General features: G+C 70.3%; 17 protein-coding genes. 7 read left to right on the top strand and 10 right to left on the bottom strand.

From position 1 onward, the window contains the following. The first annotated feature begins 242 nt into the window (after positions 1-242). On the top strand, positions 243-1,931 hold the full coding sequence (locus tag KME78_RS55375) for an ABC transporter ATP-binding protein (RefSeq protein ID WP_246654573.1): 1,689 nt from the start codon (positions 243-245) through the stop codon (positions 1,929-1,931). A gap of 2 nt (positions 1,932-1,933) precedes the next feature. After that, entirely contained in the window at positions 1,934-3,691 is a 1,758-nt protein-coding gene (locus KME78_RS55380) for an ABC transporter ATP-binding protein (protein ID WP_219538116.1), read from the top strand. 213 nt (positions 3,692-3,904) lie between these two features. On the opposite strand, the gene KME78_RS55385 is transcribed toward KME78_RS55380, so the two are convergent. Next, positions 3,905-5,320: an alpha/beta fold hydrolase gene (locus tag KME78_RS55385; RefSeq protein WP_219538117.1), complete on the bottom strand. Its 1,416-nt coding sequence runs from the start codon at positions 5,318-5,320 to the stop codon at positions 3,905-3,907. Positions 5,321-5,630: 310 nt separating this feature from the next. Continuing rightward, a complete protein-coding gene (locus tag KME78_RS55390; protein WP_219538118.1) occupies positions 5,631-7,697 on the bottom strand; it encodes a S9 family peptidase in 2,067 nt (688 codons plus the stop codon). A 29-nt stretch (positions 7,698-7,726) separates the two neighbouring features. Between KME78_RS55390 and mshB the strand changes: the two genes are divergently transcribed. The 3 genes from mshB to KME78_RS55405 are packed head-to-tail and all read left to right on the top strand — an operon-like array spanning position 7,727 to position 9,597. Continuing rightward, on the top strand, positions 7,727-8,632 hold the full coding sequence (gene mshB / locus KME78_RS55395; protein WP_219538119.1) for an N-acetyl-1-D-myo-inositol-2-amino-2-deoxy-alpha-D-glucopyranoside deacetylase: 906 nt from the start codon (positions 7,727-7,729) through the stop codon (positions 8,630-8,632). An 11-nt stretch (positions 8,633-8,643) separates the two neighbouring features. After that, on the top strand, positions 8,644-9,078 hold the full coding sequence (locus tag KME78_RS55400) for a DUF6113 family protein (protein WP_219538120.1): 435 nt from the start codon (positions 8,644-8,646) through the stop codon (positions 9,076-9,078). Between the two features lie 18 nt (positions 9,079-9,096). Then, positions 9,097-9,597, top strand: coding sequence for a flavin reductase family protein (locus KME78_RS55405; RefSeq protein WP_219538121.1), 501 nt, complete (start codon positions 9,097-9,099; stop codon positions 9,595-9,597). A 208-nt stretch (positions 9,598-9,805) separates the two neighbouring features. Here the strand turns inward: KME78_RS55405 and KME78_RS55410 are convergent, their stop codons facing one another. Continuing rightward, entirely contained in the window at positions 9,806-10,720 is a 915-nt protein-coding gene (locus tag KME78_RS55410; RefSeq protein ID WP_219538122.1) for a hypothetical protein, read from the bottom strand. Positions 10,721-11,155: 435 nt separating this feature from the next. Here KME78_RS55410 and KME78_RS55415 point away from each other — a divergent pair, with 435 nt between their 5' ends. Next, complete coding sequence (locus tag KME78_RS55415; protein ID WP_219538123.1) at positions 11,156-11,587, top strand: hypothetical protein; 432 nt, start codon at positions 11,156-11,158, stop codon at positions 11,585-11,587. A 30-nt stretch (positions 11,588-11,617) separates the two neighbouring features. Further along, positions 11,618-12,556: an MBL fold metallo-hydrolase gene (locus KME78_RS55420; protein ID WP_219538124.1), complete on the top strand. Its 939-nt coding sequence runs from the start codon at positions 11,618-11,620 to the stop codon at positions 12,554-12,556. Here KME78_RS55420 and KME78_RS55425 read toward each other — a convergent pair. The 7 genes from KME78_RS55425 to KME78_RS55455 form a co-directional block, all read right to left on the bottom strand. Continuing rightward, complete coding sequence (locus tag KME78_RS55425) at positions 12,551-13,378, bottom strand: hypothetical protein (protein WP_219538125.1); 828 nt, start codon at positions 13,376-13,378, stop codon at positions 12,551-12,553. The genes KME78_RS55420 and KME78_RS55425 overlap by 6 nt on opposite strands. Positions 13,379-13,463: 85 nt before the next feature. Continuing rightward, positions 13,464-16,028, bottom strand: a complete 2,565-nt coding sequence (locus KME78_RS55430) for a penicillin acylase family protein (protein WP_219538126.1) — start codon at positions 16,026-16,028, stop codon at positions 13,464-13,466. A 141-nt stretch (positions 16,029-16,169) separates the two neighbouring features. Then, on the bottom strand, positions 16,170-17,546 hold the full coding sequence (cysS, locus tag KME78_RS55435; RefSeq protein ID WP_219538127.1) for a cysteine--tRNA ligase: 1,377 nt from the start codon (positions 17,544-17,546) through the stop codon (positions 16,170-16,172). 48 nt (positions 17,547-17,594) lie between these two features. Beyond that, positions 17,595-19,442, bottom strand: a complete 1,848-nt coding sequence (locus KME78_RS55440) for a sigma factor-like helix-turn-helix DNA-binding protein (RefSeq protein WP_219538128.1) — start codon at positions 19,440-19,442, stop codon at positions 17,595-17,597. Between the two features lie 48 nt (positions 19,443-19,490). Further along, entirely contained in the window at positions 19,491-21,311 is a 1,821-nt protein-coding gene (locus KME78_RS55445; RefSeq protein ID WP_219538129.1) for a UvrD-helicase domain-containing protein, read from the bottom strand. 3 nt (positions 21,312-21,314) lie between these two features. Further along, complete coding sequence (locus KME78_RS55450) at positions 21,315-23,381, bottom strand: hypothetical protein (protein ID WP_219538130.1); 2,067 nt, start codon at positions 23,379-23,381, stop codon at positions 21,315-21,317. A gap of 136 nt (positions 23,382-23,517) precedes the next feature. After that, positions 23,518-24,294, bottom strand: coding sequence for a class I SAM-dependent methyltransferase (locus KME78_RS55455; protein WP_219538131.1), 777 nt, complete (start codon positions 24,292-24,294; stop codon positions 23,518-23,520). Positions 24,295-24,320 lie beyond the last annotated feature (26 nt).

The raw sequence follows: 24,320 nt of genomic DNA on the forward strand, positions 1-24,320 counted from the left end.
GGCGGGTGATGCGGCGGAATGCTGCGATTGCGGTGGAGGGGGTGTCGGCTCCTGAGCTTCTGGAGGATGATCCGGCGAGCTCGGGCTGGACATGGGTTCACCGTGGTCAGGTCGTACGCGTGGAGTCTGGGTGTGTCAAGGATGACCGGGACTCGGTGGGCCTGGTCGGCGGGCGTTGGCGGGGTTCACAGTCGGAAAATGGTTTGCCGGGTCAGCAGGTGCCTTGTCAACCTTGTTGGGCTATGCGCTCCCTTCCTGAAGCCGATCCCGGCATGCCCGACATCCGCAGTCCGCTCCGGTACCTGTGGTGGAACGCGCGCATGCAGACGCCGTCACTGCTGACGGGCATCGGCTTCGCCACCGTCTGGTGGCTGGTGCAGGCGCTGGTCCCCGCCGTGCTCGGCAACGGCATCGACGCCGTCACGGCCAAGGACACCCAGGCGCTGTTGGTCTGGTCGGCGATCATGTTCGGGCTCGGCCTGATGCAGGCGTTCACCGGGATCATGCGGCACCGGATGGCGGTCTACAACTGGCTGGCCGCCGCCTACCGCACCGTACAGGTCACCACCAGGCAGGCCGCCCGGCTCGGCGCCACGCTGCCCAAGCGGGTGTCGACCGGTGAGGTCGTCAGCGTGGGCAACTCCGACATCGCCCACATCGGCAACTCGATGGACGTTCTGCTGCGCGGCACCGGCTCCGTCGTGGCGATCATCGCGGTCACCGTGATCCTCATCTCCACCTCGCTGCCGCTGGGCCTGCTGGTGATGTTCGGTGTGCCGCTGATGGCCGTCGCGGTCGGGCCCCTGCTCAGGCCGCTGCACAAGCGGCAGAAGGTCCAGCGCGATCTGACTGGCGAGCTGTCCACCCGGTCGGCCGACATCGTGGCGGGCCTGCGGGTGCTGCGCGGCATCGGCGGCGAGCAGGTGTTCGCCGCCCGCTACCGCGAAGAGTCCCAGCGGGTACGGCACGCGGGCGTCAATGTGTCGAAGGTCGAGTCGCTGCTCGAAGGCGCGCAGATCCTGCTGCCCGGAGTGCTCATCGCGGTCGTCACCGGGATCGGCGCGTCGTTCGCGATCGGCGGCGACATCACCACGGGACAGCTCGTCGCCTTCTACGGCTACGCGGTCTTCCTGATCGGCCCGATGCGCACGCTCACCGAGGTCGCCGACAAGCTGACCAAGGGTCACGTCGCGGCCCGCCGCGTAGTGCGCATCCTGTCCATCGAGCCCGAGGTGTCGGGGGGCACCGGCACCAGCGAGGGCGGCGTGCTGCGCGACTCCTACAGCGGCGTCACCGTACAGCCGGGCGTCCTGACCGCGATCGCGGCCAGTGCGCCGGAGGACGCCATCGCCATCGCCGACCGGCTGGGCCGTTACTCCGACGGCGACGTGACCTTCGGCGGGGCCGAGCTGGCGGCGCTGCCGATGGCCGAGGTCCGTAGGCGCATCCTGGTCGCCGACAACGCCGCCCGCCTGTTCGCCGGCAGGCTCCGCGACGAGCTCGACGTCCGTGGCGGCTCCTCTCACGAGCAGGTTCAGCAGGCGCTGTACGTCGCCTGCGCCGAGGACATCATCGAAGCCCTGCCCGAGGGGCTGGACGCCTTGGTGGCCGAGGCGGGCCGGGAGTTCTCCGGCGGGCAGCAGCAACGCCTGCGGCTGGTCAGGGCGCTGCTCGCCGATCCAGAGGTGCTCATCCTGGTCGAGCCGACCAGCGCCGTCGACGCGCACAGCGAGGCCCGCATCGGCGAGCGGCTGGCCAAGGCCCGCGCCGGCAGGACCACCCTGGTCTGCACGACCAGTCCGCTGGTGCTCGACCGCACCGATCACGTGATCTACGTCGAGAACGGCAGGGTGCTCGCCGAAGGCACGCACCGCGACCTGCTGGCGACCTCGCCGGAATACACCGCGACCGTGACGAGAGGGGAGGACTGACGATGGCCCGCGAGATCCTGCCGGTCGCCGACCAGAAACAGGTGCGCGCGTACGCCAGGCGGCTGACGCTCAAGTATCCGCGCCGGCTCGCCATCGCCCTGGCCCTGCACGGGCTCGCGGCGATCGTCGGGCTGGCCGTGCCCTGGCAGCTCGGCAAACTGGTGCAGAACGTCCAGGACGGTGGCCACGTCAATGTGCTGCTCGTTGCTGCCGGCATCGGAGTCTTCCTGTTCGGGCAGGGCGCGCTGGTGCGTTACGCGGTGCTCGCCTCGGCCAAGCTCGGCGAGAAGGTCCTCGCCGAACTGCGCGAGGACTTCGTCGACCGGGTGCTCGGCCTGCCGCTGTCGACGGTCGAGCGGGCCGGCTCGGGCGACCTGATCACCAGGACCTCCCGAGACGTCGACTCCCTCTCCCGGACCGTCCGGCACGCCGTGCCCGAGACGCTGATCGCGATCGTCACCTTCGCGATCACTTTGGGCGCGGTGGTGCTGGTCAGCCCGCTGCTCATGCTGCCGATGCTGATCGCGGCGCCGCTGCTCTGGATCTCCACCCGCTGGTATCTCAACCGGGCCCGCGACGGTTACCTGCGCGAGAACGCCGCCTACGCGGAGATGACCGAGGGGTTGGCCGAGACCGTCGAGGGCGCCAGAGCCGTGGAGGCGCTCGGCCTCCAGCGGCGGCGCGAGGCGCGGACCGCGCGTGACATCGGCGGCTCGTGGGCCGCCGAACGCTACACGCTGGGGCTGCGCACGGTCTGGTTTCCCATGGTCGAGCTCGGCTATGTGATCCCGGTCGTCTCGACGTTGCTGGTCGGCGGCCTGTTCTACACCAACGGCTGGGTCTCGCTGGCCCAGGTCACCGCCGCCACCCTGTACGCGCAGCAGCTCATCGACCCGCTCGACCGGTTTCTCATGTGGATCGACGAGTTGCAGGTGGGCGGCGCCGCCATGGCCCGGCTGCTCGGCGTGGCGAACGTGCCCGACGACCGGACGGCCTCCACCGCGCAGCCCGCGGGCGAACTGCTGGAGGCCGACGACGTCCGCTACGCCTATCGCGAGGGCCGCGACGTGCTGCACGGCGTGTCGCTGACCGTCCGGCCGGGGGAGCGGCTGGCCATGGTCGGCCCCTCCGGCGCGGGCAAGTCGACGCTGGGCAGGCTGCTGGCCGGCATCCACGGCCCGCGCACCGGCTCGGTGTCGGTGGGCGGCGTGCCCCTGGTCGAGCTGCCCATCGACGACCTGCGCGGTCACGTCGCGCTGGTCACCCAAGAGCACCACATCTTCAAGGGCACCCTCCGCGACAACCTGTTGATCGCCCGCCCGGACGCCGACGACACCGCCGTGCGCACGGCGCTCGCCGCGGTCGATTCGCTCGACTGGGTGCTCGCCCTGCCCGACGGGCTCGACACGTTCGTCGGGTCCGGCGGGCTGGCCATTTCTCCCGCCCAGGCCCAGCAGCTGGCGCTGGCCCGCCTGGTGCTGGCGGACCCGCACACGCTGGTGCTGGACGAGGCCACCTCGCTCATCGACCCTCGCGCGGCCCGGCACCTGGAGCGGTCGCTGGCGGCGGTGCTCGACGGGCGCACAGTGATCGCCATCGCCCACCGCCTCTACACGGCGCACGACGCGGACCGGGTCGCGGTGGTGGAGGATGGGCGGATCAGCGAGCTGGGGTCGCACGACGAACTGGTCGCCGAGGGCGGCTCGTACGCGGCCTTGTGGAGTAGTTGGCATGGTGCTCCGGTTGTCACTCGCTCCTGACCCGGTGGGTGGTTCGTACACGGCCCTGTGGAGTAGCTGGCGTGGGTCCCTGTTGCCACTCGCTCAGTGACTACGGGCGGGGGAGGAGCGAGTGAGAGTGGCTCGTACGCGGCCTTGTGGAGCGGTTGGTGCGCTGCTCCGGTTGTCACTCGCTCCTGACCCGTAGGTGAGGCGGCCGGCACTGCGACCGTGGGTGGAGAGGGTTTCCAGAGGTCAGCACTTTGTCGATTCAGATGGCAGGGTGCGGTCCGTGAAGTAGCGGATGATGTGGGTGCGGGCGCATTCGTTGAAGGCGTAGAGCGTGTGTCCCGGCCCGTCGTGGTGGATGGTGGCGCTGCCTGGGACCTGGGTGAGGATGCGGGCGACCGCGTCCGACTCGCGCCAGGCACCCGCGCCGAGCATCGGCGGCAGGCCCTTGGGGAGGGGTGCGGGCGGGTTGGTCACGGATACCGGCCAGCCGATGCAGCCGAGCGTGCCCGTCGTCAGTGTGTTGGCCGTGCCCGCGTTGGGGGCGATCTTGCGGAGTCGGGCGATCGTCTTGTTGAGCTCGGCGCGGCTGGCTGGGCGCGGCCAGTCGGTGCATTCGGTGACGCCCGTTGACTGGTCGGGGTAGCGGGAGCCGCGGGCGGGGACGAAGCCGGAGGCGTCACCCTGCACGGCCTTGCGGATGGCGGTCGCCAGTTTGGGGTAGCCGTCGGGGCCCTGCTGGGCGAACCCTAGGGCGAGGGATTGCAGGTCGCGGCCCGTGTAGGCGATGCCGGCCGACTTGGCGGGGATCGGGGAGCGGTCGGCCTTGGCCACCAGGCCGCGCCACTGGGCGGGCACTTCCTGGCATTTGCCGGCACCGGCGCACCAGGTGGAGAAGCGGGTGAAGGACGTCTCGTTGTCTTTGGCCATGTCGGCCATGTCGGCGGTCCAGTCGGCGCCGCTGTGGCTGATCGTGCCGTCGAGCACCATGGTGCGCACCTGGCCGGGGAAGAGCCGGGCGTAGTCCTGTGCGTAGATCCCGGCGTAGGAGGCGCCGTAGAAGTTGAGCTTGGCCTCGCCCAGGGCCTTCCTGATGGCCTCCATGTCTCTGGCGTTGTCGGCCGAGCTCATGTTGGCGAACAGCTCGGGGTCCTTGTTGCGGCAGGCTTCGGCGTAGCCGCGGTTGGTGTCGGACAGTCGCCCGAAGTCGGCGTCGTCTTCAGGGAAGTCCGGCAGTGGGACGCGGGTCCAGGTGCAGGCCAGACCGGTGCTGAGGCCGCCGAACTGCTCGCCGTAGCCGCGGGTGTCCCAGGTGACGATGTCCATCCGTTCGCGGAGCTTGGCCCAGAGGTCCGCGTAGGTCTGGGTCAAGGCGATGCCCGGGCCGCCCGGGCCGCCGTAGGCGATCAGGACCGATCCTTCGGAGGACGTGCCGGTGGCCTTCAGCCGGCCCAGTTTGAGGGTGATCTTGCGGCCGTCGGGTTTCTGCCAGTCGGCGGGGACCTGGAGGTCGGCACACGTCATCCCGACCTTGTCGTTTGGACAGGCGGCCCAGGTGAGGGTGGGCGATTGCCGCGCGGCGAGGGCAGGCGCCGCCTGCTGCGTTTGGAGGCCGGAGGTGAGGAGTGTGAGGGCGAGGGAGAGGACGACGGGTTTGAACATGGGCACGACGATCCCGCGAAGGGGGGTTCGGCCACATCGGACCACGGGCTGGTCTGCGGGGAGGCAGATCAGCCCGTGGCATGTCATGCCACGGGCTGATGACATCCACCGCGCGGGGAGTCAGCTCACGGTTTGTCCTGATGTGTGGGCTAAGGTCGCGTCGCCCGCCTGGATGTCCGGGTGGTTCTGGGTCGGTGGGCGAAGGTCGCGCCGCCCGCCTGAGGGTCCAGGCGGCTCCCGGTCGGTGGGTGAACGTCGTGTCACTCGCCCGAGGATCCAAGGAGCCGCCGTCGCGGTGGGTGAAGCCGTGTCACGCGCCCAGGGACCGCTTCAAGAACTCGACCTGCAGCAGCAGCAGGTTCTCCGCCACCACCTCCTGCGGCGTCATATGGGTGACGCCGGACAACGGGAGCACACTGTGCTGGCGCCCGGCCGCCAGGAGCGCGGACGACAGGCGCAGCGTGTGCGCGGCCACGACGTTGTCGTCGGCGAGCCCATGGATCAGCAGCAACGGCCGCTCCAGCTTGGCCGCGTCACCGAAGAGCGAGGAGTTGTCGTACACATCGGGCTGCTCGTCCGGATGCCCCAGGTACCGCTCGGTGTAACACGTGTCGTACAACCGCCAGTCCGTCACGGGCGCCCCCGCCACCGCGGCGTGGAACACGTCGGGCCTGCGCAGTACGGCCAGCGCCGCCAGGAAGCCGCCGAACGACCAGCCCCTGATGGCCACCTTCGTCAGGTCGAGGTCGTCGGGATACTGCTCGGCCACCCCCTGCAGGGCGTCGATCTGGTCCTCCAGGGCGGGGGTGGCCAGGTCGTTCCGCACGGCGCGTTCGAAGGCGGGGCCCCTGCCGGGGGTGCCGCGGCCGTCGGCCACGATGACGGCGAAGCCCTGCTCGGCGAACCACTGGCTCTCCAGGTAGCCGCCGCGACGGTTGAGCACCCGCTGCGCGTGCGGCCCGCCGTACGGGTCCATCAGGACCGGGAGCTTCCGGGAGCCTTGCTCGTGCCAGGAAGGCAGCACCACGGCGGTGGAGAGCTCGCGGCGGCCGGAACGGCCGAGCGAGACACGGAGGTCGAGGCCGGGGGGTTCGGCCATCGACGGGATCGGGATCGCCATGCCGTCACGCCGTACGACAGTGGTGGACACGCCCTCGGCGTCGAGGCTCTGCTCGGTCAGTACGCCGACGCCGCCGGACATCCGCCCAGAGAACACGCCGGAACGGGTCGACACGGGCAGCAGCGAGTGGCCGTCCCAGGTCCACAGCTGGATCTCGGTGGGGTCGCCGCTCGCGCTGAACAGCACGCTGTCATGGTCGACGTCGAGCACCGCGCGTACCTGCAGGGTGGGCGGGGTCACGGCGCGGTCGCCCACGAACAGCCGGTTGCCGCCGTCGGCGGCGGCCACCCAGACCAGCGAGCCGTCGTCGAGGTGGGCGGGCACACCGGTGACGATGTCGACCCACGCCGGATCGGTGTCCTCGCGGACCAGCGTGGACACGCCGGTCCCCGGGTCGACCGTGAACAGGCGCAGCCGCTTCTGATCACGCGACATGGTGACGATCGACAGCGCGTGGGAGCTCCAGGCGGCCGTCGTGAGGTATTCGTCCTCGTACGGCACCGCCACCCGCGACCCGTCGAGGCCGAGCACGAACAGCTCCGTCACCGCGTTGGGCGTGCCGGCGGCCGGATAACGCTGAGCCACCGGGGGCCGGTCCGGGTTGGCCGGGTCGGCGATGTGCCAGGTGTGGACCGGCGCCTCGTCGGCACGTTCGACCAGGAGCGCATCGCTCGACGGCGACCACCAGTGGCCGCGCATCCGATCCATCTCCTCGGCGGCGATGAACTCGGCCAGCCCGTACGTGACGGTCTCCGACTCGGGCTCCGCGAGGGCGCGGTCGGCACCCGTCACGAGGTCCTGCACCCGCAGGGCGCCCGCGCTGACGTAGGCGACGTGCTGCCCGTCGGGGGAGATGCGGGGGTCGATGACCGCGCCCGGCGTCTCCAGCCGCCGCGTGTCGCCGCCGGGCAGGTCGGTGACGTACAGGCTGCCGGACAGCGCGAAGGCGGCCCTGGACACGGTGGAGTCGGCGGTGTAGCCGACCACGCCGCCCGCCTGCTCGCGGCTGCGCTCGCGCCGGGCGCGTTCCTCGGGCGGGAGGTCGCCGTCGTCGGCGTCGAGCGTGCGCGGGTCGACCACGAGGCGCTCGACGTGCGTCTCGGTGTCGAGCTCCCACAGGCACGTCACCGGGTCGGTGCCGGACTTCGTGCGCAAAAAAACGACCTTGCCGCCGTCGGGGGAGATCGTGAAGCCCCTGGGCACTCCGAGGGTGAACCTGCGGGTCCTGGCCGACAGGCGAGGGAAGCTCTCACTCATGCCCTAATCCTGCCAGTACGCTCGAACTCATGACTGACCGACGGCTGCTGCTCGTGCATGCCCACCCTGACGACGAGTCGATCGGCACCGGCGCGACGATGGCCAAGTACGCGGCGGAGGGCGCGCACGTCACGCTCGTGACCTGCACGCTCGGCGAGGAGGGGGAGGTCATCCCCCAGGAGCTCGCGCACCTGGCCGCCGACCGCGACGACACACTGGGCCGACATCGCATCGCCGAACTCGCGGCGGCCTGCGAGGCGCTCGGCGTCGAGGACCACCGATTCCTCGGCGTGCCGGGCCGTTGGCGCGATTCGGGCATGATGGGCGTCGCCTCCAACGACCGGCCCACCGCGTTCTGGCAGGCCGACCTCGACGAGGCGGCGGGTGAGCTGGTCAAGGTCATCCGCGAGGTACGGCCCCAGGTCCTCGTCACGTACGACGACAACGGCTTTTACGGGCATCCCGACCACATCCAGGCACACCGCGTTTCGCGGCGGGCGTACGAGCTCGCCTCCGACCCGCGCTTCGGCGAGGGAGAGCCGTGGCGGATCACGAAGTTCTACCACACGGCCGTCGCCAAATCGGTGATGCGCCGCGCGGCCGAGGCGCTGCGCGCGGCCGACGTCGACTTTCTCGTCGAGGACGTCGACGACATGCCGTTCGGCAGCCCCGACGACGTGATCACCACGGAGATCGACGCGCGGCCGTGGGTCGGCAACAAGCTGGACGCCATGCGCGCGCACGCCACGCAGATCAGCGTCGACGACCCCTGGTTCGCGCTGTCGAACAACATCGGCCAGGAAGCGCTGGGCGTCGAACACTACATCCTGACGATCGGAACGCCCGGCCACGCGATGCCCGGCGCGCCGATCGAGTCGGGCGGCATAGGAGCCCCGCACCACCGCGAGAATGATCTCTTCGCGGGCATCCACTAACCTCGTGCTTCATGGAGCAACGCAGCCAGGCCGAGTCGGCGCTGGGTGGAGCCGCCTACGGCATGCTGTTCGTGCTGGGGCTGGTCATGGGCATCGTGGGCGGGTTCACGCAGGCGGCGTGGCACGTCGGCCCTGTCCCGTTCGTCGGGATGATCCCGAGCTCGGCGATCGGCTGGTTGCTCGCGCTCTTCGTCGTCTGCGTAGGGGCGGGCAAGCTCATGGGTGCGCGCCTCGGGGTGTCGGTGACGGCGCTCGGCTGGCTGCTGGTGTCGATGCCGTTCTCGCTCAAGCTCTCGCAGGGCGACCTGGTGATCTCCGGCACTCCCGCCGGGTACATCTACCTCTACGGGAGCATGGCGGCGGTGATCGTGGCCTTCTTCCTGACGCCCTCGTCGAACAGCGGCTCGTGGTTGCTGCACGGGCAGCAGCCAAGGAACCCGACGTAGCGGCATAAAGTAGCGATCGTGCACCATGGTTCCACAGAGCGGCATGTCGGGCGGGATACCTACCGCGAGGTGGTCGGCCGGTTCGCCACCGGAGTCGCGATCGTCACGACCAGGCTCGACGGGATCGATCACGCGATGACCGTGAACTCGTTCACGTCCGTCTCACTGGATCCGCTGCTCGTGCTGTTCTGCGCGGAGAAGGTGGCCCGGTTCCACGACGCCGTGCTGGAGGCGGGGGTGTGGGGGGTGTCGGTGCTGCCGGCGTCCATGGAGGACGCGTCGCGGTTCTTCGCGCATCGGGGGCGGGAGCTCGACGGGCAGCTGGATCGGTGGGCCCACGATCGGGGCGAGTCGGGCGTTGCGCTGTTCACCGACGCCCTGGCGACCCTGGAGGCGCGTACGACCGCTGTCCATGAGGGCGGTGACCACTCGATCGTGGTGGGTGGAGTGACGGCCCTGGGCGGGGTGGTCGATGGCCGTCCGCTTCTTTACCATCAGGGCGGCTACAAGACTTTATGAGCATCTTGTACGGCCAGCCCGGTGAACCCCACCCGCCATACATGGCCGGGCTCTGTCCAGGGACACGCTCCTCCGGCGGAGCCGGCTGAGCGCCGTGACGTGCGCGTTCTTGACCCCGGCCGTGGTCATTCGCAGGCCGGTGCCGATGGAGCGCGGTGTGGGCCGCCGACCCGGCGCCGGAGGGGGAGCCGGGTCGGCGGGGTCGCGGTTACTGCGCCTCGGCAGTCGGGGTCGTGACCGTCGGTGTCGGTGTTCCTGTCACCGTGGCGGTCTCCGGCGGCGTCGCAGACGGTGCTGGGCAGGTGGGGACCGCCGCCACGGAGGATTCGGTCGGTGCCACTGTGTCCGCCGGCGTCTGAACGAGGGTGTCCGTCACGGTTGCCGTCGGTGTCGGGGTCGGGGTGGGCTCTAGAGTTTCCGTGGTCGACGTGGTCGGTGAGGTTGATGGGTCCGCGGTGGGAGCCACCGGCTCCGGCGCTCCGGTGCTCGGTTGGCAGGTGAAGGTGACCGTGGCGGTGACCGTCGCCGCCGGGGCGGTTTGGGTGACCGTGACCGTTGCCGCCTGGGTGACCGTGGTGGTCGCCGTGGCCGTTTGGGTCACTGTCGCGGTCGCCGTATCGGTCGCCGAATTGCTGGAGTCGGCGGTGACCGTCGCCGTGGCTGTGGCCGTCGCCGCCGGGGAGGCTGTCACGGTGCGTGTGGGCCAGGGCAGGACCTTGACCTTGATGCTGGGTTTGCCCTTGACCTTGTAGCTGCCTTTACCGATCTTCTTGCTGCTCTGGCCGGCGCCGGTGGTCACGGGGAGGTCTGCGGCCGTCGTCTTGCACGACTTGGACTTGCAGACCTTCTGCTTCACGCTGAACCGGGCCGCACCGTCGTACTTGATGGATACATCCAGATACGAGACGCCCTTCTTCTTGACGACCTTCGTCTTCGCGGTGTACTTCCCGACTTTAGGAGTGGGAGTCGTCGTCGGGGTGGTGGCGGGTAACGCCACTTCGACGCGGAGAGGAGGGCCAGTTGAGTTGAGGGGATCTGACGCTGATGTCTGGGTGATCGCGACTCCGCCGACTCCGGCCAAGGCCATGGTGCCGACCAGCGCACCCACGATGGTGAATCTCATAATCCTGCTCTTGGGGAGATTTCAGGACCCGGATCATTATTCCGTCTTGTCAAGATTGGTCAAGGGTCTGAACCGGTGGTTGTCCGAAGAACTATGGCGCGTTTCTCTGAGCTGATCGGCTGCGACTGAAGGTAATCAGATGGTAATGTTAGGTAATGGCCGGGTGCCTGAGTGGCGTCCGGTCCCCGCCCCCGTCGGTGTCCGCACCGATGGGACAGCGTCCGGCGGGGCGGTGGCCCAAGAGCCGCACTCCCTCCAGGAATGCGGAGTCAGGCCCCGACAACGCGGTTCTCCACCACGGTCCGCCCGGCTCGCCGGACGGACGCGGCATCGGCTTCCACCAGATCGCTACCCGGCCTCGGCCGGCAAGCGACGAGACTACGCTGATGTCCGCTTTACTCAGGTAAACACAGAGAGCCGAAGACGCTGAGACGCATGAACAAGCGCTACCGGTTCCGGCGGGTGGTGAACTACATCAATCTCACCACCCCGCTCGGTCTGCTGATCTCCGTCGTGGGCGGTGCCTCCAGGCAGCACGGGCCCAACGGCCTCGTCCTGGCGTTCGGCTACCGCTATCGCTTCCCCATCGCCGGGGCCTTCACCGTCGGGAACGTCGTGCTGACCAGGCGCGACTCGCTCGACGACCAGCTCATCCTGCACGAGGGCCGGCATGCCACCCAGTGGGCCTGCTGCGCGGGTCTGCCGATGCTGCCGCTGTATCTGGTGGCCATGCTCGTCTCCGTACTGGTCTGCGGGCATCAGGCCTCGTACAACGTCTTCGAGCGGCTGGCCGGGCTGGACGACGGCGGGTACCCGCACGCACCCCTGTGGTGGAGAAGGGGCGCAGGTGGCGATCGGTCCGGGTGACTGATCCGCTACACAGGGCAGAGGGCGCGCATGACGCAGACGATCGATGTCCCCCGCTGGCCGGACAGCTTCAAAGACCGCCTCACCGCGCCCCTTCCCGAGTTTCGCGAGCTGCTGAGCGTCACCTGGCACGGCGCGTTCCGTCCGGACATCGGCGACGCCGACCAGATCCCGGTGCTGCGCAACGGCGGTCTCCCTCGGGCCGCCACCGGCGAGACCATGGTCACCTGGGTGGGGCACTCCACATTCGTGCTGCAGATCAACGGAATGACGATCCTGACCGATCCGGTGTGGTCGCGCAGGATCCCCGGTGTACGGCAGCGGCTGACGCCTCCGGGTGTCGCCTGGAGCGACCTGCCGAGGATCGACGCCGTGGTGATCAGCCACAACCACTACGACCACCTGGACGCGCCCACCATGCGCAAGCTGCCCAGGGACACGCCGATCCTGGTGCCCGCCCGGCTGAAGCCGTGGTTCGGCCGGCGCGGCTTCACCCGGGTGACGGAGCTGGACTGGTGGGGGTCCACGTCGGTCGGGGACGTCACGTTCGACTTCGTGCCCGCCCACCACTGGAGCCGGCGCACGGTCTGGGACACCTGCAAGACGCTCTGGGGCGGATGGGTGATCGACGGGTCGGTCTACTTCGCGGGTGACACCGGCTATGGGGACCGGCTGGCGCAGATCGGGGAGCGGTTCGGCGGGTTAGATCTGGCCCTCATGCCGGTGGGGGCGTACGAGCCGCACTGGTTCATGAAGGCCGCGCACGTCAACCCGGAGGAGGCGGTGCGGGGCTGCCTGGACGTGGGGGCGCCACGGATGGCCACCATGCACTGGGGCACGTTCGTGCTGTCGGGGGAGCCGCTGCTCGCACCGATCGAGAGCGCACGAGCGGCCTGGCGTGCCCAGGGGCTGCCCCGGGAGGGCCTGTGGGACCTCGCGATCGGGGAGTCCCGTTCCTTTCTTTCATAGCTGCGGGGTGCGGGGGAGGAGCGTGCCCAGGGTCAGGGCGCCGATGGCCAGGCCGGAGATCGCGCCCGCGCAGAGCACCGAGGCGGTGGACGGGCTGACGACGGTTAAGCCGAAGAGGGCCAGGCCCGAGACGACCGCGGAGACGGTGATGTAGGTCCAGATCGCCAGCCGTACGACACGCAGGCGGATCTGCTCGGACGGCTGGGTGCGGGACAGGAGCCAGGCCAGGGCGGGCAGGAGCAGCACACCGTGCATGAGGATGGCGTGGGCGGGCTTGAGCGAACCGGCCACCGTGTAGGCGAGCTGCTGGGAGCCGGTCATGACCTCGATCACCCCACGGGCGATCATGATGCCCCCGAAGGCCATCGCGGCCAGGAACGTGCCGAACCCGGCCTGAACGGCCAGCCGCATGCTGTCCGGAGCCGCGGGGTCGCGGCGGAAGGCGGAGATCGTCATGAGGACCACGACGGCGATCAGCGCGAAGCCGCCGGCGGCCAGTGTCCTGGCAATGAGTGAATCCACGTCGGTGGACATGTTGAAGTGCGAGGGCACGCCGCGCCACGCCTGCACGGTGATGAGCGCGACCTCCACGACCGACGCTACGGCGAAGATGCCCAGCAGCACGTCGCGACGGCGTAGCCGGACGAACTGCGACACCCAGGTGAGCGAGAGCACGCTCAGCCCGAACGAGACCCCGAACGTGAACGGCTTGCGCCACGACACAGGGCCGTCCCACGGGCCGCCGTCGACCACGAGCACGCCCAGATGGACGAGCCCGGACACGACCAGGAGCAGTCCGATCAAGTACCAGAGGCGAGTCATGCCGCCATGCTGACGCGGGGAAGGGGTCCTCGGCGTCAGCCCACGGTCTTGAATCCACGTACGCCCGTGGTCGTAGTCAAGCAGGTCAGGGCGTGAGGCGCAGGGTGTGGACGGCGGCCTTCTGGACGGTCGACGGCTTCGAGTACATCGGCAGCAGCTCCCCCTTCGCCCACACCGGCGCCTGGTCCCAGTAGTTGTCGTGGAACGCGTGCCCCGAAGCCCCCGTCAGGTTGATCCACCCTGACTTGTCCAGATCCCCCAGATCGACCACCATCCGCATGGACGGCACCGACGTGACCGTGTAGTCGCGCTGCACGTTCCACCCGGTGGCGTTCGGCGCGTCCTTGCTGCCCGGCACCTCGAACGGCCCCCGGTTGAAAAGGGCCTCGATGGGCGCGATGCCCGAGGTGCCCAGCGAGCCGTTGGTGAGCGTGAGCTGGTGCAGATCGCCCCAGCGCCAGGCCGTCAGGTCGGTGCCGAGCCGGTCGGCCACCTCCTGGTAGGCCGCGCCCAGCGCCTGCTGGATGATGTCGTCGCGGGTCTCGGTACGGTCCTTGGTGGTGGTGTCGTCCCAGAACGGGTCGTCGGGGGCGTCAAGCAGGCGCTTGATCACCTCGTACCACCGGTCGCCGCCGCTCGGCCGGGCCCCGGCGGGCAGGTCGTCGTCGAACGTCAGCTTGAGCAGGTGCCGCCAGACCGCGTTGAAGTACGCCGCGGGTGTCGAGTTGACGCCCTGCGAGCCGTCCCAGTCCTGCAACAGTTTCCTGGCCTGTACGGCGGGCCCGGCCAGCGGCACTCGCATCAGCGCCGGGACCACGTCCTTGGTCAGGCCGTTGTAGGTGTCCTGCTGGATCTTGGACATGGTCGCGGCGTCGACCTTGCCCTTCGCGATCTCCTCCTTGATCCGGTCGAGGATGCGCTGGGAACGGTAGCCGTACGCCCAGTCCTTGGTCAGGAGCGGCCGGTAGCGCTTGGGGTCGATGACGGCGTTGTTCGCCGTCACGATGTAGCCGTCGGGGGGATCCTCCACGGAGGGCAACTGGTCGTAGGGGATGGGGGCGGTGCGCCAGTCGTACTCGCCCGTCCAGCCGGGCACCGGCCACGTGCCGTCGCCCTTCTCGCGTACGGGGATCCGGCCGGGCGCCTGGTAGCCGATGTGGCCCTCGGTGTCGGCGTACACCAGGTTCTGCGCGGGCACGTCGAAGAGCGAGGCCGCGGCGCGGAACTCCGGCCAGTCGGTGGCCGCGTTCATCGCGAAGATCGCGTCGACGGTGTTGCCGGGCGTCAGGGCGGTCCACTGAAGGGCCACCGCGTTGGCGCCGTCGCTCGGCTTGACGTCGCCGATCACCTCGTTGATGAGCGGGCCGTGCCGGGTGCTCCTGACGTTCAGGGTGACCGTGTCGCTGCCGGCCACCTTGATCTTCTCCTGCCGGGTCTCCAGCTTCACCGACTCGCCCTTGTACAGGTACGTGTCGCCCTTCACCCGCTCCAGGAACAGGTCGGCCACGTCGGGCCCCAGGTTGGTGAAGCCCCAGGCGATCTTGTCCGTGTGGCCGATGATCACCCCGGGCAGGCCGGAGAAGCTGAACCCCGTCACGTCATAGGAGCAGGATTCGGTGATCTTCCGGCAGTGCAGCCCGACCTGGTACCAGACGGACGGCATCTGCGCCGACAGGTGCGGGTCGTTCGCCAGCAGCGGCTTGCCGCTGGCCGTGTGCTCGCCCGAGACCACCCATGAGTTCGACCCGATGCCGTCGCGGTCCGCGGCGCTCATCGTGCCGGGCACCGCGTCGAGCGTCTTCGCGGCCTGGGTGAGCGCGCCGGTCACGCTCTGGCCGCGGGTCGTGGTGCCGTGGTTCGTGGTCCCGCGGTTCGTGGTGCCGCGTGCGCCCAGCCGGGCTCGTTCGTCGAAGCGGTTGCCGGCGATCGTGCCCTGGGTGACGATCGGCGCGTGGCTGTCGTACGGGTACTCCGGGTACAGCTGCTCGACCCGCTCGCGCGGCAGCTTGGTGAGCGCCAGGGCGCGGTCGATCTCGTCTTCCATGTTGGAACGCAGGTCCCACGCCATGGCCTTGAGCCAGGCCACGGAGTCGACCGCGGTCCACGGCTCGGGCTGGTAAGCGCCGTTCTGCACCTTGAGCACCGAGTATTCGAGGCTCCGGTCGGAGGCGTTGGGGTTGGCCTGGAGCCAGGCGTTCACGCCCTTGGCGTACGCGTCGAGGTAGCGGCGGGTACGGTCGCTCAGCTCGGGCAGCTCCTGCTCGGCCACCTTGCGCCAGCCCATGGTCCTGATGGCCTTGTCGTTCTCGAGCGTCGCCTTGCCGAACAGCTCCGACAGCCGCCCGGAGGTCACATGCCGCCGGAAGTCCATTTCCCAGAACCGGTCCTGCGCGTGCACGAACCCCTGCGCCATGAACAGGTCTTCGGAGCTGTCAGCGTAAATCTGCGGGATTCCCGCTTTATCGCGATAAATCTCTACATTCCCGGCTAAACCGGGCAGGCGGATGGATCCGTCCACCTGGGGAAACGACCGCCGGACGGTGTAGACGAGTACACCGGCCAGCACCAGCGCGAGCACGAGGACCACGGTCAGTATCCGAGCCACCCACCGAAACGGCCAAGGCAGCCAGGCATAGGGCCGCAACCTCACAAATACCTCCTTCTCTCGCGCAGCCCCTCAAGTCTGACAGCAACGATCACTACTCCCGTCCCACCGACCTCACCCGAAACCCCGCCGCCCACGGCATTCCAGCACGCCAGGAGACGGTCGCCGACGGGGAAAAGAAAGCGTTTACTCCCAGACCTGCCCGAAAGGCGAGTCGGACACCCGGACCCCCATGGTGGCGAGTGAATCGCGCAGCCGATCCGACTCCGCCCAGTCCCCGGCCTCGCGAGCCCGCTCCCGCTCGGACAGCAACTCCGCCGCCCCCGGCGGCAGCACCGTCTCCCGAGGCCGCCCGATCTCGATGGCCAGGTCCAGTCCCAGCACCTGATCCAGATGCAGGAACGACTCGAACTTCGCCCCCGGCGCCACCGACTCGTCCCGCTCCAGTTCGCGCAGCACCCGTAGCGCGGCCGGCGTGTCGAGGTCGTCGTCGAAGGCCGACTCCACCCGCCGTACGTGCTCGGCCGCCATCGGCGCGCTGGGCGACTCCGACCACTCCGCCACCCGGGCCCGCCACCGCCGTACGGTCCTGTCGGCGGCGCGCAGGGTGTCCCAGGTGAGGTTGAGCTGCTGCCGGTAGCGATGTTCCAGGAACGCCAGCCGTACGGCCAGCGGATCGAGGCCCGCCTCGGTCACGTCCGACAGCAGGACCACGTTCCCCGTGGACTTGGCCATCTTCCGCCCGTCGAACAGCAGGTGCTCCCCATGCACCCAGTGGCGCACCACCTCGTGGCCGACCGCCGCGTCGGACTGGGCTCGTTCGTCCTCGTGGTGGGGGAAGCGCAGGTCGATGCCGGCGGTGTGGAGGTCGATGCGGTCGCCGAGGTGGTGCAGCGACATGGCCGAGCACTCGATGTGCCAGCCGGGGAAGCCGCGGCCCCAGGGGGCGTCCCAGGACAGTTCGCCGTCGGAGGGCTTCCAGAGGGCCCAGTCGGCGTGGAAGCGCTTGCGGGGGTCGATGGTGTCGGGGCGAAGGGCATCGAGCCTGTTGCCGGAAACTTCGCCATAAGTTGGGAAAGAGGGGGCGTCGAAGTAGACCGCCCCGTCCGGCAGCGCGTACGCGTGTCCCCGCTCGATCAGCTTGGCGATCAGCTCGATCATCAGCTCGATCGACTCGCTCGCGCGGGGCATGTGCTCCGGCGGGCGCAGGTTCAGGGCGGCGGTGTCCCGCTTGAAGGAGTCCTCGTAGTAGCGGGCCAGGTCCCGCGCCGAGCGCCCCTCGGCCCGCGCCCCCATGAGCACCTTGTCCTCGCCGGACTCGCCGGACTCGCCGGAATCCGTGTCGTCGGCCAGGTGGCCCACGTCGGTGATGTTCTGGCAGACCACCATGCGGACCCGCTGCCGCTCCAGCACCCGCCGGATCAGGTCGGACAGGAGCTGTGAGCGCAGGTTGCCGACGTGCGCGTGACGATAGACCGTCGGCCCGCAGGAGTACATGCGCATCGCGCGGGCGGGGGCGATCTCCTCGACCTGCCTGGCGCGCGTGTCGTAGATCCGCAACATCCCCCGAGCCTAGCCCCCGGACTCCGGGAAGCCCGAAAAAGGAAACGGTCAGCCGCCCAGGAAGCCGATGATGTCCCGGTCGCCGCGCTCCCGCAGCCGCGCCAGCACCTCTTCGCGGATCGCCGTGTCCGGCAGCCCGATGCGCGCCCCGATCAACCGCAGCCCCTCGATCTCCGAAGTGACCGGCGCGGTGTACCCGATCAGGTACAGCGCCCGGTTCAGCGGCGGCATCCCCGGCGCGGCCGCGGGCAGGTAGCGGGTCAGCAGCTCGCCCCCGTCGGACACGGTGAGGAAGACGTGGTCGCCCTCGCCGGCCTTGAAGTCGGCCAGCACGTTCCTGATCGACCCCATCGTCGGCTGGTTGTGCCAGCTGACCACCACGTCTCCGGACGGCGTCGAGGCCGTGAGCTGCCCGCCGGGCGCCATCCCCAGGTAGGCCGCGAAGCCCGTCGGCAGCGGCGACCCCGACCCGCGCAGGTGCTCGGCGTTGACGTCGACGCGGTGCCACCACCGGCCGTCGCGGCTGCGGAAGCTGCGCCGGGTCTCCGACACGTCCTTGCGCGGCTGGTACGGCTCGGCCTCCCCGGTCGGCGAGGTGCCCGCCACCCGGATCCAGCCCCGCTGCGTCCGCTCGAACCCGGGACCGCCCGAGTAGGCGCGCACCGAGCTCTCGCTGACGTCGTAGCGGGAGGTGAGGCTCGTGACGATCGTGCTGACCGACGCCTCGCCGCCGGCCCGTTCGATCTCCCTGGCGATCATCTCCCTGATCCCCAGGTACTCGTCGCCGCCCCATCTGGTCAGCCCGTACTTGTTCCGGTCCACGCGGCGGAACCGCTCGTCGGCGGTCAGCTGGTTGCGGATGCCGACCAGGCTGTAGTCCTCGCCGATGCGCTCCTGGATCTCCTCCGGCGTCAACGGCCGCTCGGCCACCGCCAGGACCGCCTCCGCCTTCTCGTTGATGCTGCGCGGCCACGGCACCACGTGCTGGTCCAGCACGCGCAACTGCGGCACGGCCAGGATCCACCGCTCGGCCACGTCCTCGCGGATGCCGAGCTGCGTGACCATGCCGACAGCCTCGGCGAGCGGCCGCGGCCCGTCGGTGAACAGCTGGCGCGTCTTCTCCCTCAGCTCCTCCGCGCCGCCCGCGATCAGCCAGTCGTCGGCCTGCTCGTAGCCGGTCAGCAGCGTGCGTACGAACCGCCAGGCGGGGATGCCCAGCGTCCGCAGCTCGCCGCGGTGCCACGGCACCGCCGCGGCCAGATCGTCGGCGGGTACGGCCGAGCCCAACCGGCCGCGCAGCCAGGTGACGTGCGCGACGAGCGCGACCGCCTCCGGACCGCCCAGCCAGGCTTCCACATGGTCGCGCAGATCGCGCTCGATCTGCCGGATCCGCTCCCGCGTGACCGAGAAGCGCTGCGCCAGTTCGTCGAGCGTGGCCCGCTGCGAGGCGTAGAGCCGGTCACGGGCGATCGCCCGCTGCCGCTCGTCCAGCGCCGCGAACAGGCCGTCGATCAATTCGGGCAATGGCTTGTCCGGTCGCGCGGCGGGCGCGGGGAGCGTTTCGGACGGAGGTTCGAGCAGCCGCTCGAACACGCCGCCGAACAGCTTCTGCACCACGTCCTTGCCGAGCATCTCCGGGGTCCGCTCGGCTTCGGCCGGGTCGGAGAAGCGCAGCAGCGGCAGGATGTCGCCGACCAGCAGGTGACCCCAGCAGGTCACGGCGAGATCGGCGAGATGGCCGGCCACGGTCTGCGTGGTGATCACGGCGCATGCGCGGTCAAGAGGGATCGCCTGCCACCACGCCTCGGGCAGCTGGGACTCCTCCAAGATCGGCGCGATCTGCACAGGAGAAGTCCAGCGCAGCGGTGGCGCTAGGTCGCTCAGGCTGAGGTTCATTGGGGTCCAACCGGCAAAGGGAAGATATCCGCAGTTCAGACTATGTGATCAGAGCGACAGAAAGGGGCTACCTCTTCCGGAATGGGAGATATAGAGCATGGATCGGGCCCGCGTGCAAGCCACGAACAGCATGCTCCGCTCCCGCTGGAGAGCTCTCGCCCGAGCGCCCGGATCGTCGGGCGGCGGTTGGGGTACCACGCCCTCCGCCACGCCGATGAGCGCGACCCGCTCGAACTCCAGCCCTTTCAGATTCTGGAATGCCGTCACCCGTACATCTGCCCGCCCGAGCGCCTTTCGTGCCTCACGGACCAGTTTCGTGGTACGCGCGCCGACGGCGATCTCGCCGGCCGGGACACCGTCGTCCAGCCAGGCGGCGATCGTGGCCACCAGCCCGGCCAGCTCCGCCTCCAATGAGTCGTACATCCTGACGATCGGCCGCTCGCCGTTGTGCGTCGCGCGCAACCCGTACAGCGGGGACATGCCCTTGACCAGTCCGTCGATGGGCCCGCCGCCGCGCAGCCGGACCGCGAACGACAGCACCTCCTGCGGCAGCCGGTAGGACACCTTGAGCGTGTGCTGCAGGGCCGGGATGCCCACCGAGCTGAGCGTCACGCGCGTGTCGGTGATCCGCTGGTGCGGGTCGCCGACGATGAACATGTCGTCGTGCGCCCGCGGCGCCACCGCGCGCAGCAGCCGCCACTGCGCCGAGCTGATGTCCTGCGCCTCGTCCACCACGACGTGCCGGTACGGCTTGCGCCCCGGCTCGATGTCGTCGAGCAGGTCGCCCGTGCTCCTCGACAGCAGCCGGAGCGCCTCGTCGGTCAGCTCGGCCAGGGTGCGCGCGCCGGGGCCCACCAGCGCGGGGCGCCGGCCCTCCGCATCGGTCACGATGCGCATGGCCAGCCGCTCGGCGTTGTCCACGTCGACCCGCTTGCGCGTCACCCCGTCGTCGATCAGCTGGTCGAGCCGGGCGGACAGGTCGTCGCCCAGCCCCTGCGAGTACGTCACCAGCAGCACCGGGCCGCTCCCGTGCGCGGCCAGATGAGCCGCCCGGTGCAGCGCGATGATCGTCTTGCCGGTGCCCGCCCCGCCGATCAGCAGCACCGGGTGCTCGTAGCGCGTGGCGTGGGCCAGCCGGTGCTGTTCCGGACGCGGGAACGCGCACCATTCCGGCGCCGCCAGCACCCGTTCCAGCTCCACCTTGTCGGCGGCGAACACCGCCCGGTCCGGGCTGCGCCGCAGCGCCGCGTGGAGGTCGTCCACGTCGATCCGGTCGATGGCCTCGTCGGTGGCGCGGCACGCGTCCACTTCTCGCCAGGCCTCGGACAGCGAGCCGCCCCGGGCCAGCACCGCGAGCGGCATGTGCTGGGTCGGGGGGAGCAGGGGTTCGAGCGCCTCCACGTCGGCCTCGTTGGTGATGAGCCGCACCAGCGGCAGGGCGCGCACGTCGATGCCCAGCGCGAGCAGATCGCCGTCGCACACCGGGTCGAACAGCCCCGTGGCGCCCGCCGATCGGCGTAACGCGGGCTCGACCCGTTCGAGGGCCTCGGCGTCCCACTCCTCGATGACGCCGATCACCGGGTTGATGCCGTACCGGTACCGCTGCGCGTACGACCACGCCTCGGGATCGGGGAGCACGGTACGCAGCCAGTACACGTCCCGCTGACGCACCACCACGCCCCGGTGGCCCGGAGTGAGGCGGAGCGTCGCGACGCGGTTGTCCCTGGCGCCTCTGACCCGCTCGGGGTGCGGCGCGCCGGAGACGTTCAGCAGCAGGCGGCGGAGCGCGACCACGGCGTCCCTGCGCACCGGCTGTGCCAGTGCGCTGAGGTCCCTGGGGAAGTCAGGGGCGATCGCGAGCCGCGGCACGGCTCAGTCCAGGAGTTGCAGCAGATCGCGGTCCCCGCGTTCGCGGAGCCTGGTGAGCAGGTCGGGCAGTCCGACAGGTCCGGTCATCCCGATCCTGGTGGCGATCACCCTGGCGGCCTGGTCGCGGGTCCCGCCGGGGGCGGTGTAGCCGACCAGGCGGAGCGCCTTGGTGATCTTCTCGGCCCCCTGCGCGGCCACCGGCAGGTGCCTGGCCCGCAACACGCCCTCGTCCGACAGCGTGAGGAACAGGTGCCCGCCCTCCTTGGCGCCGACGTCCGCCAGCAGCCGTTCGACGGATTCGAGCACCGGCCGGCCGTGCCAGGTCATGGTCAGCTCGCCGGCCGCGCTCCGCACGGTTCTGCTCTCCCCGGGCGACAGGCCCAGGTACGTGGCGAACCCCGTGGGCAGCGCGCACTCGCCTCCGGTGAGCTGCTCGGCCGTCACGTCGATCCGCAGCCACCACCGGCCGTCCGGCTGGCGGAAGCAGCGCCTGGTCTGTGAGACGTCCTTCAGCGGCTGGTACGGCTTGGGGGGCTCGCCCGACGCCCCGTTGCCCTCGCCCGCCACGACGGCCGGGGCGAACGCCTGGAACTGCGGCGTCCCGGGCGGCGGCGACGGGATCGGCGGCACCTGGGCGAACGCGGACGCGGGCCGCTCGACGGCCTCCACGACCGGCTCCGGGGCGGGCTGCGCCGCGGCCTGTGCCTCCGACGGCAGCGTGGCCAGCACGAACTGCCAGGCGGGGACCTCCAGCGCGCGGATCTCCAGGGCGTGCCAGTCGGCCGCGCCGATCAGCCGCTCCTTGGGGGCGGCCGGGCCTATCGTCCGGCGGAGTTCGTCGAGATGCGCCCGGTACGGGGCGGCCTCCTCGCTGGCCAGCCACTGGCCGAGGCGGGCCCGGAACTCGGTCTCGGTGGCGGAGATCTCGGCGGCCGGCACGGCGAACAGCTTGGCGAGCTGGTCCACGGCGGACGGCTGGTCGGTGAAGACCCGGTTCTGGGCGACGGCCCAGCTCTTGTCGTCCAGACCGGCGAACGCGGCCTCGATGAGCTCCGGCAGCTCATGGCCACCACGCTCGTCCGGCTCCGGCTCCGGCTGCTGCCCCGGCTCGGCCCCGGACTCCTGGCTTTCGGATTCGGCTGCCTCGAAGTCCGCCGGTGTGTCGTATCTGGGCTTCGCGTCCTCGGCGACAGGCTCAGCTTCGACGGCCTCAGCTTCGATGGCCTCCGGTTCGGGCGCCGCGTCCGACTCCGCGCCCTCGGCTTCGAAGGCGGCGGCCTCTTCGGCGGCGGGCTCCGGCGCGGGCTCGTCGGCGGCGTCCAGGACGGGCTCGGACTCCGGCTCGGCGGCCTCCTCGACGACCGGCTCGGCGTCGGCGTCCAGCACCGGCTCCTCGGCCGCCGCGGCCTCCTCGGCCTCGGCAACCTCCTCCGCCGCCTCCTCAGGCTCCGGCACGTCCTCGGCGGGCGGAGCCTCCCCGGCCGCCGACGCCTCCACCGGCGAGCCCTGCCCGGCGAACGGAGCCTGCTCGGCGGCCTGGGCCTCGGCGGCGACCGGGGCCTGCTCGGCAACCGGGGCCTCGGCGGCGAATGGCGCCTCTGCGGCGAACGGCGCTTCCGCGGCGAACAGGGGCTGCTCGGCGAACGGGGCCGGGCGTTGGTGGAGCTGGGGCGCGAGCCGTACCAGGACCGCGGAGAACAGCGTGTTGAGCACCGGACGCGCCTGGATGAACGGCTGGTCCACCAGCTCCCGGCCGGTCAGCGCCAGCAGCCCCGTCCACGACCCGGCCCGGTCGAGCGCGATCGCCACTTGCGGCTCGTCGGCCTCGTCCGGGTCGAGCACGTGCAGCGCCGGCAGCACGTCGCCCACGGCGGCGGCCGGCCAGTGCTCAAGCGCGATCTCCGTGAGCAGCTCCCCGAGCGACTCGGGGCCGATGGCCGCGAGCACGCGCGGCATGGGCAGGCTGCGCCACCAGGCGTCCGGAAGCTCCGGCTGCCCGGTGAGCAGCGTGATCGTGGACGCGTCGCTCCACCTCAACGGTGGTACGAGGTCGCTCAGGCAGAAATTCATCCCGTTCCGTTCACCAGCCCCTCACGCCGCCGTATCGTCGCAAGGCTCCTCAACTTCGTCAGCGGTGCAGCCTTATCCGCCCCCACGGAACAGACCATAGTCCGGCAAAACTCCCCTACGCATCATCCCCTACGGATCAGCGCCGGACAGCGGCAAAGCGTAGACGGACATAGTCGGCCATCCACCCGGTCTCCCTGCGCAGAGCGGGCGCGGCGAGCTCGTTGACCCGCTGGAGCAGCGGCTTGACGATGTCCGGCGGCAATCCTTCGACCACCGAGGACGCGAACATGCGTACCCAGTCGGCGGCCCCCTGGGGGCACTCGGCGAGGGGGGTCGGCCGGTCGAAGTATTCGAGCAGCCGGACCACGAAGCCCTCCTGCTCCAGTCGCCGGGCGTACTCGGCCGGGGTGGGGAAGTACCAGGGCAGCTCGGGCTCGCGCAGGCCGTACTCCCGCCAGGCGGTCAGCATGGCGGCGGTGAGCTCCGCGCAGTTGCCCGCGCCGCCCATCTCGGCCACGAACCGGCCACCGGGCGCGAGCGCCTCGTGCACGTTGGCGATGACGGAGACGGGGTCGCGGCTCATCCAGTGCAGCGCGGCGTTGGAGAAGACGGCGTCATAGGCCAGCGCCACGCTGAAGTCGTGCCCGTCGCCCACGATGAAGTCGACGCCCGGATACTGGGCGAGGGCCTTCTCGATCATCGCGGATGAGCCGTCGATCCCGAGGACGTCGGCGCCCCGCGAGGCGATCTGGGCGGTCAGCACTCCGGTGCCGCAGCCGAGGTCGAGCACGCGCTCTCCCGGCCGCGGATCGAGCAGGTCCACCAGAGGCGCGCCCTGCGTCGAGACGTAGCCGAAACTGCCGTCGTAGGCGCGACTGCTCCACCGTTCCAAGCTCGGTGTGTCGTATCGCAAGACGATCAGCTCTCATTCGTCAGACA

Source organism: Nonomuraea guangzhouensis, from assembly GCF_019396345.1.
Lineage (GTDB): Bacteria > Actinomycetota > Actinomycetes > Streptosporangiales > Streptosporangiaceae > Nonomuraea > Nonomuraea guangzhouensis.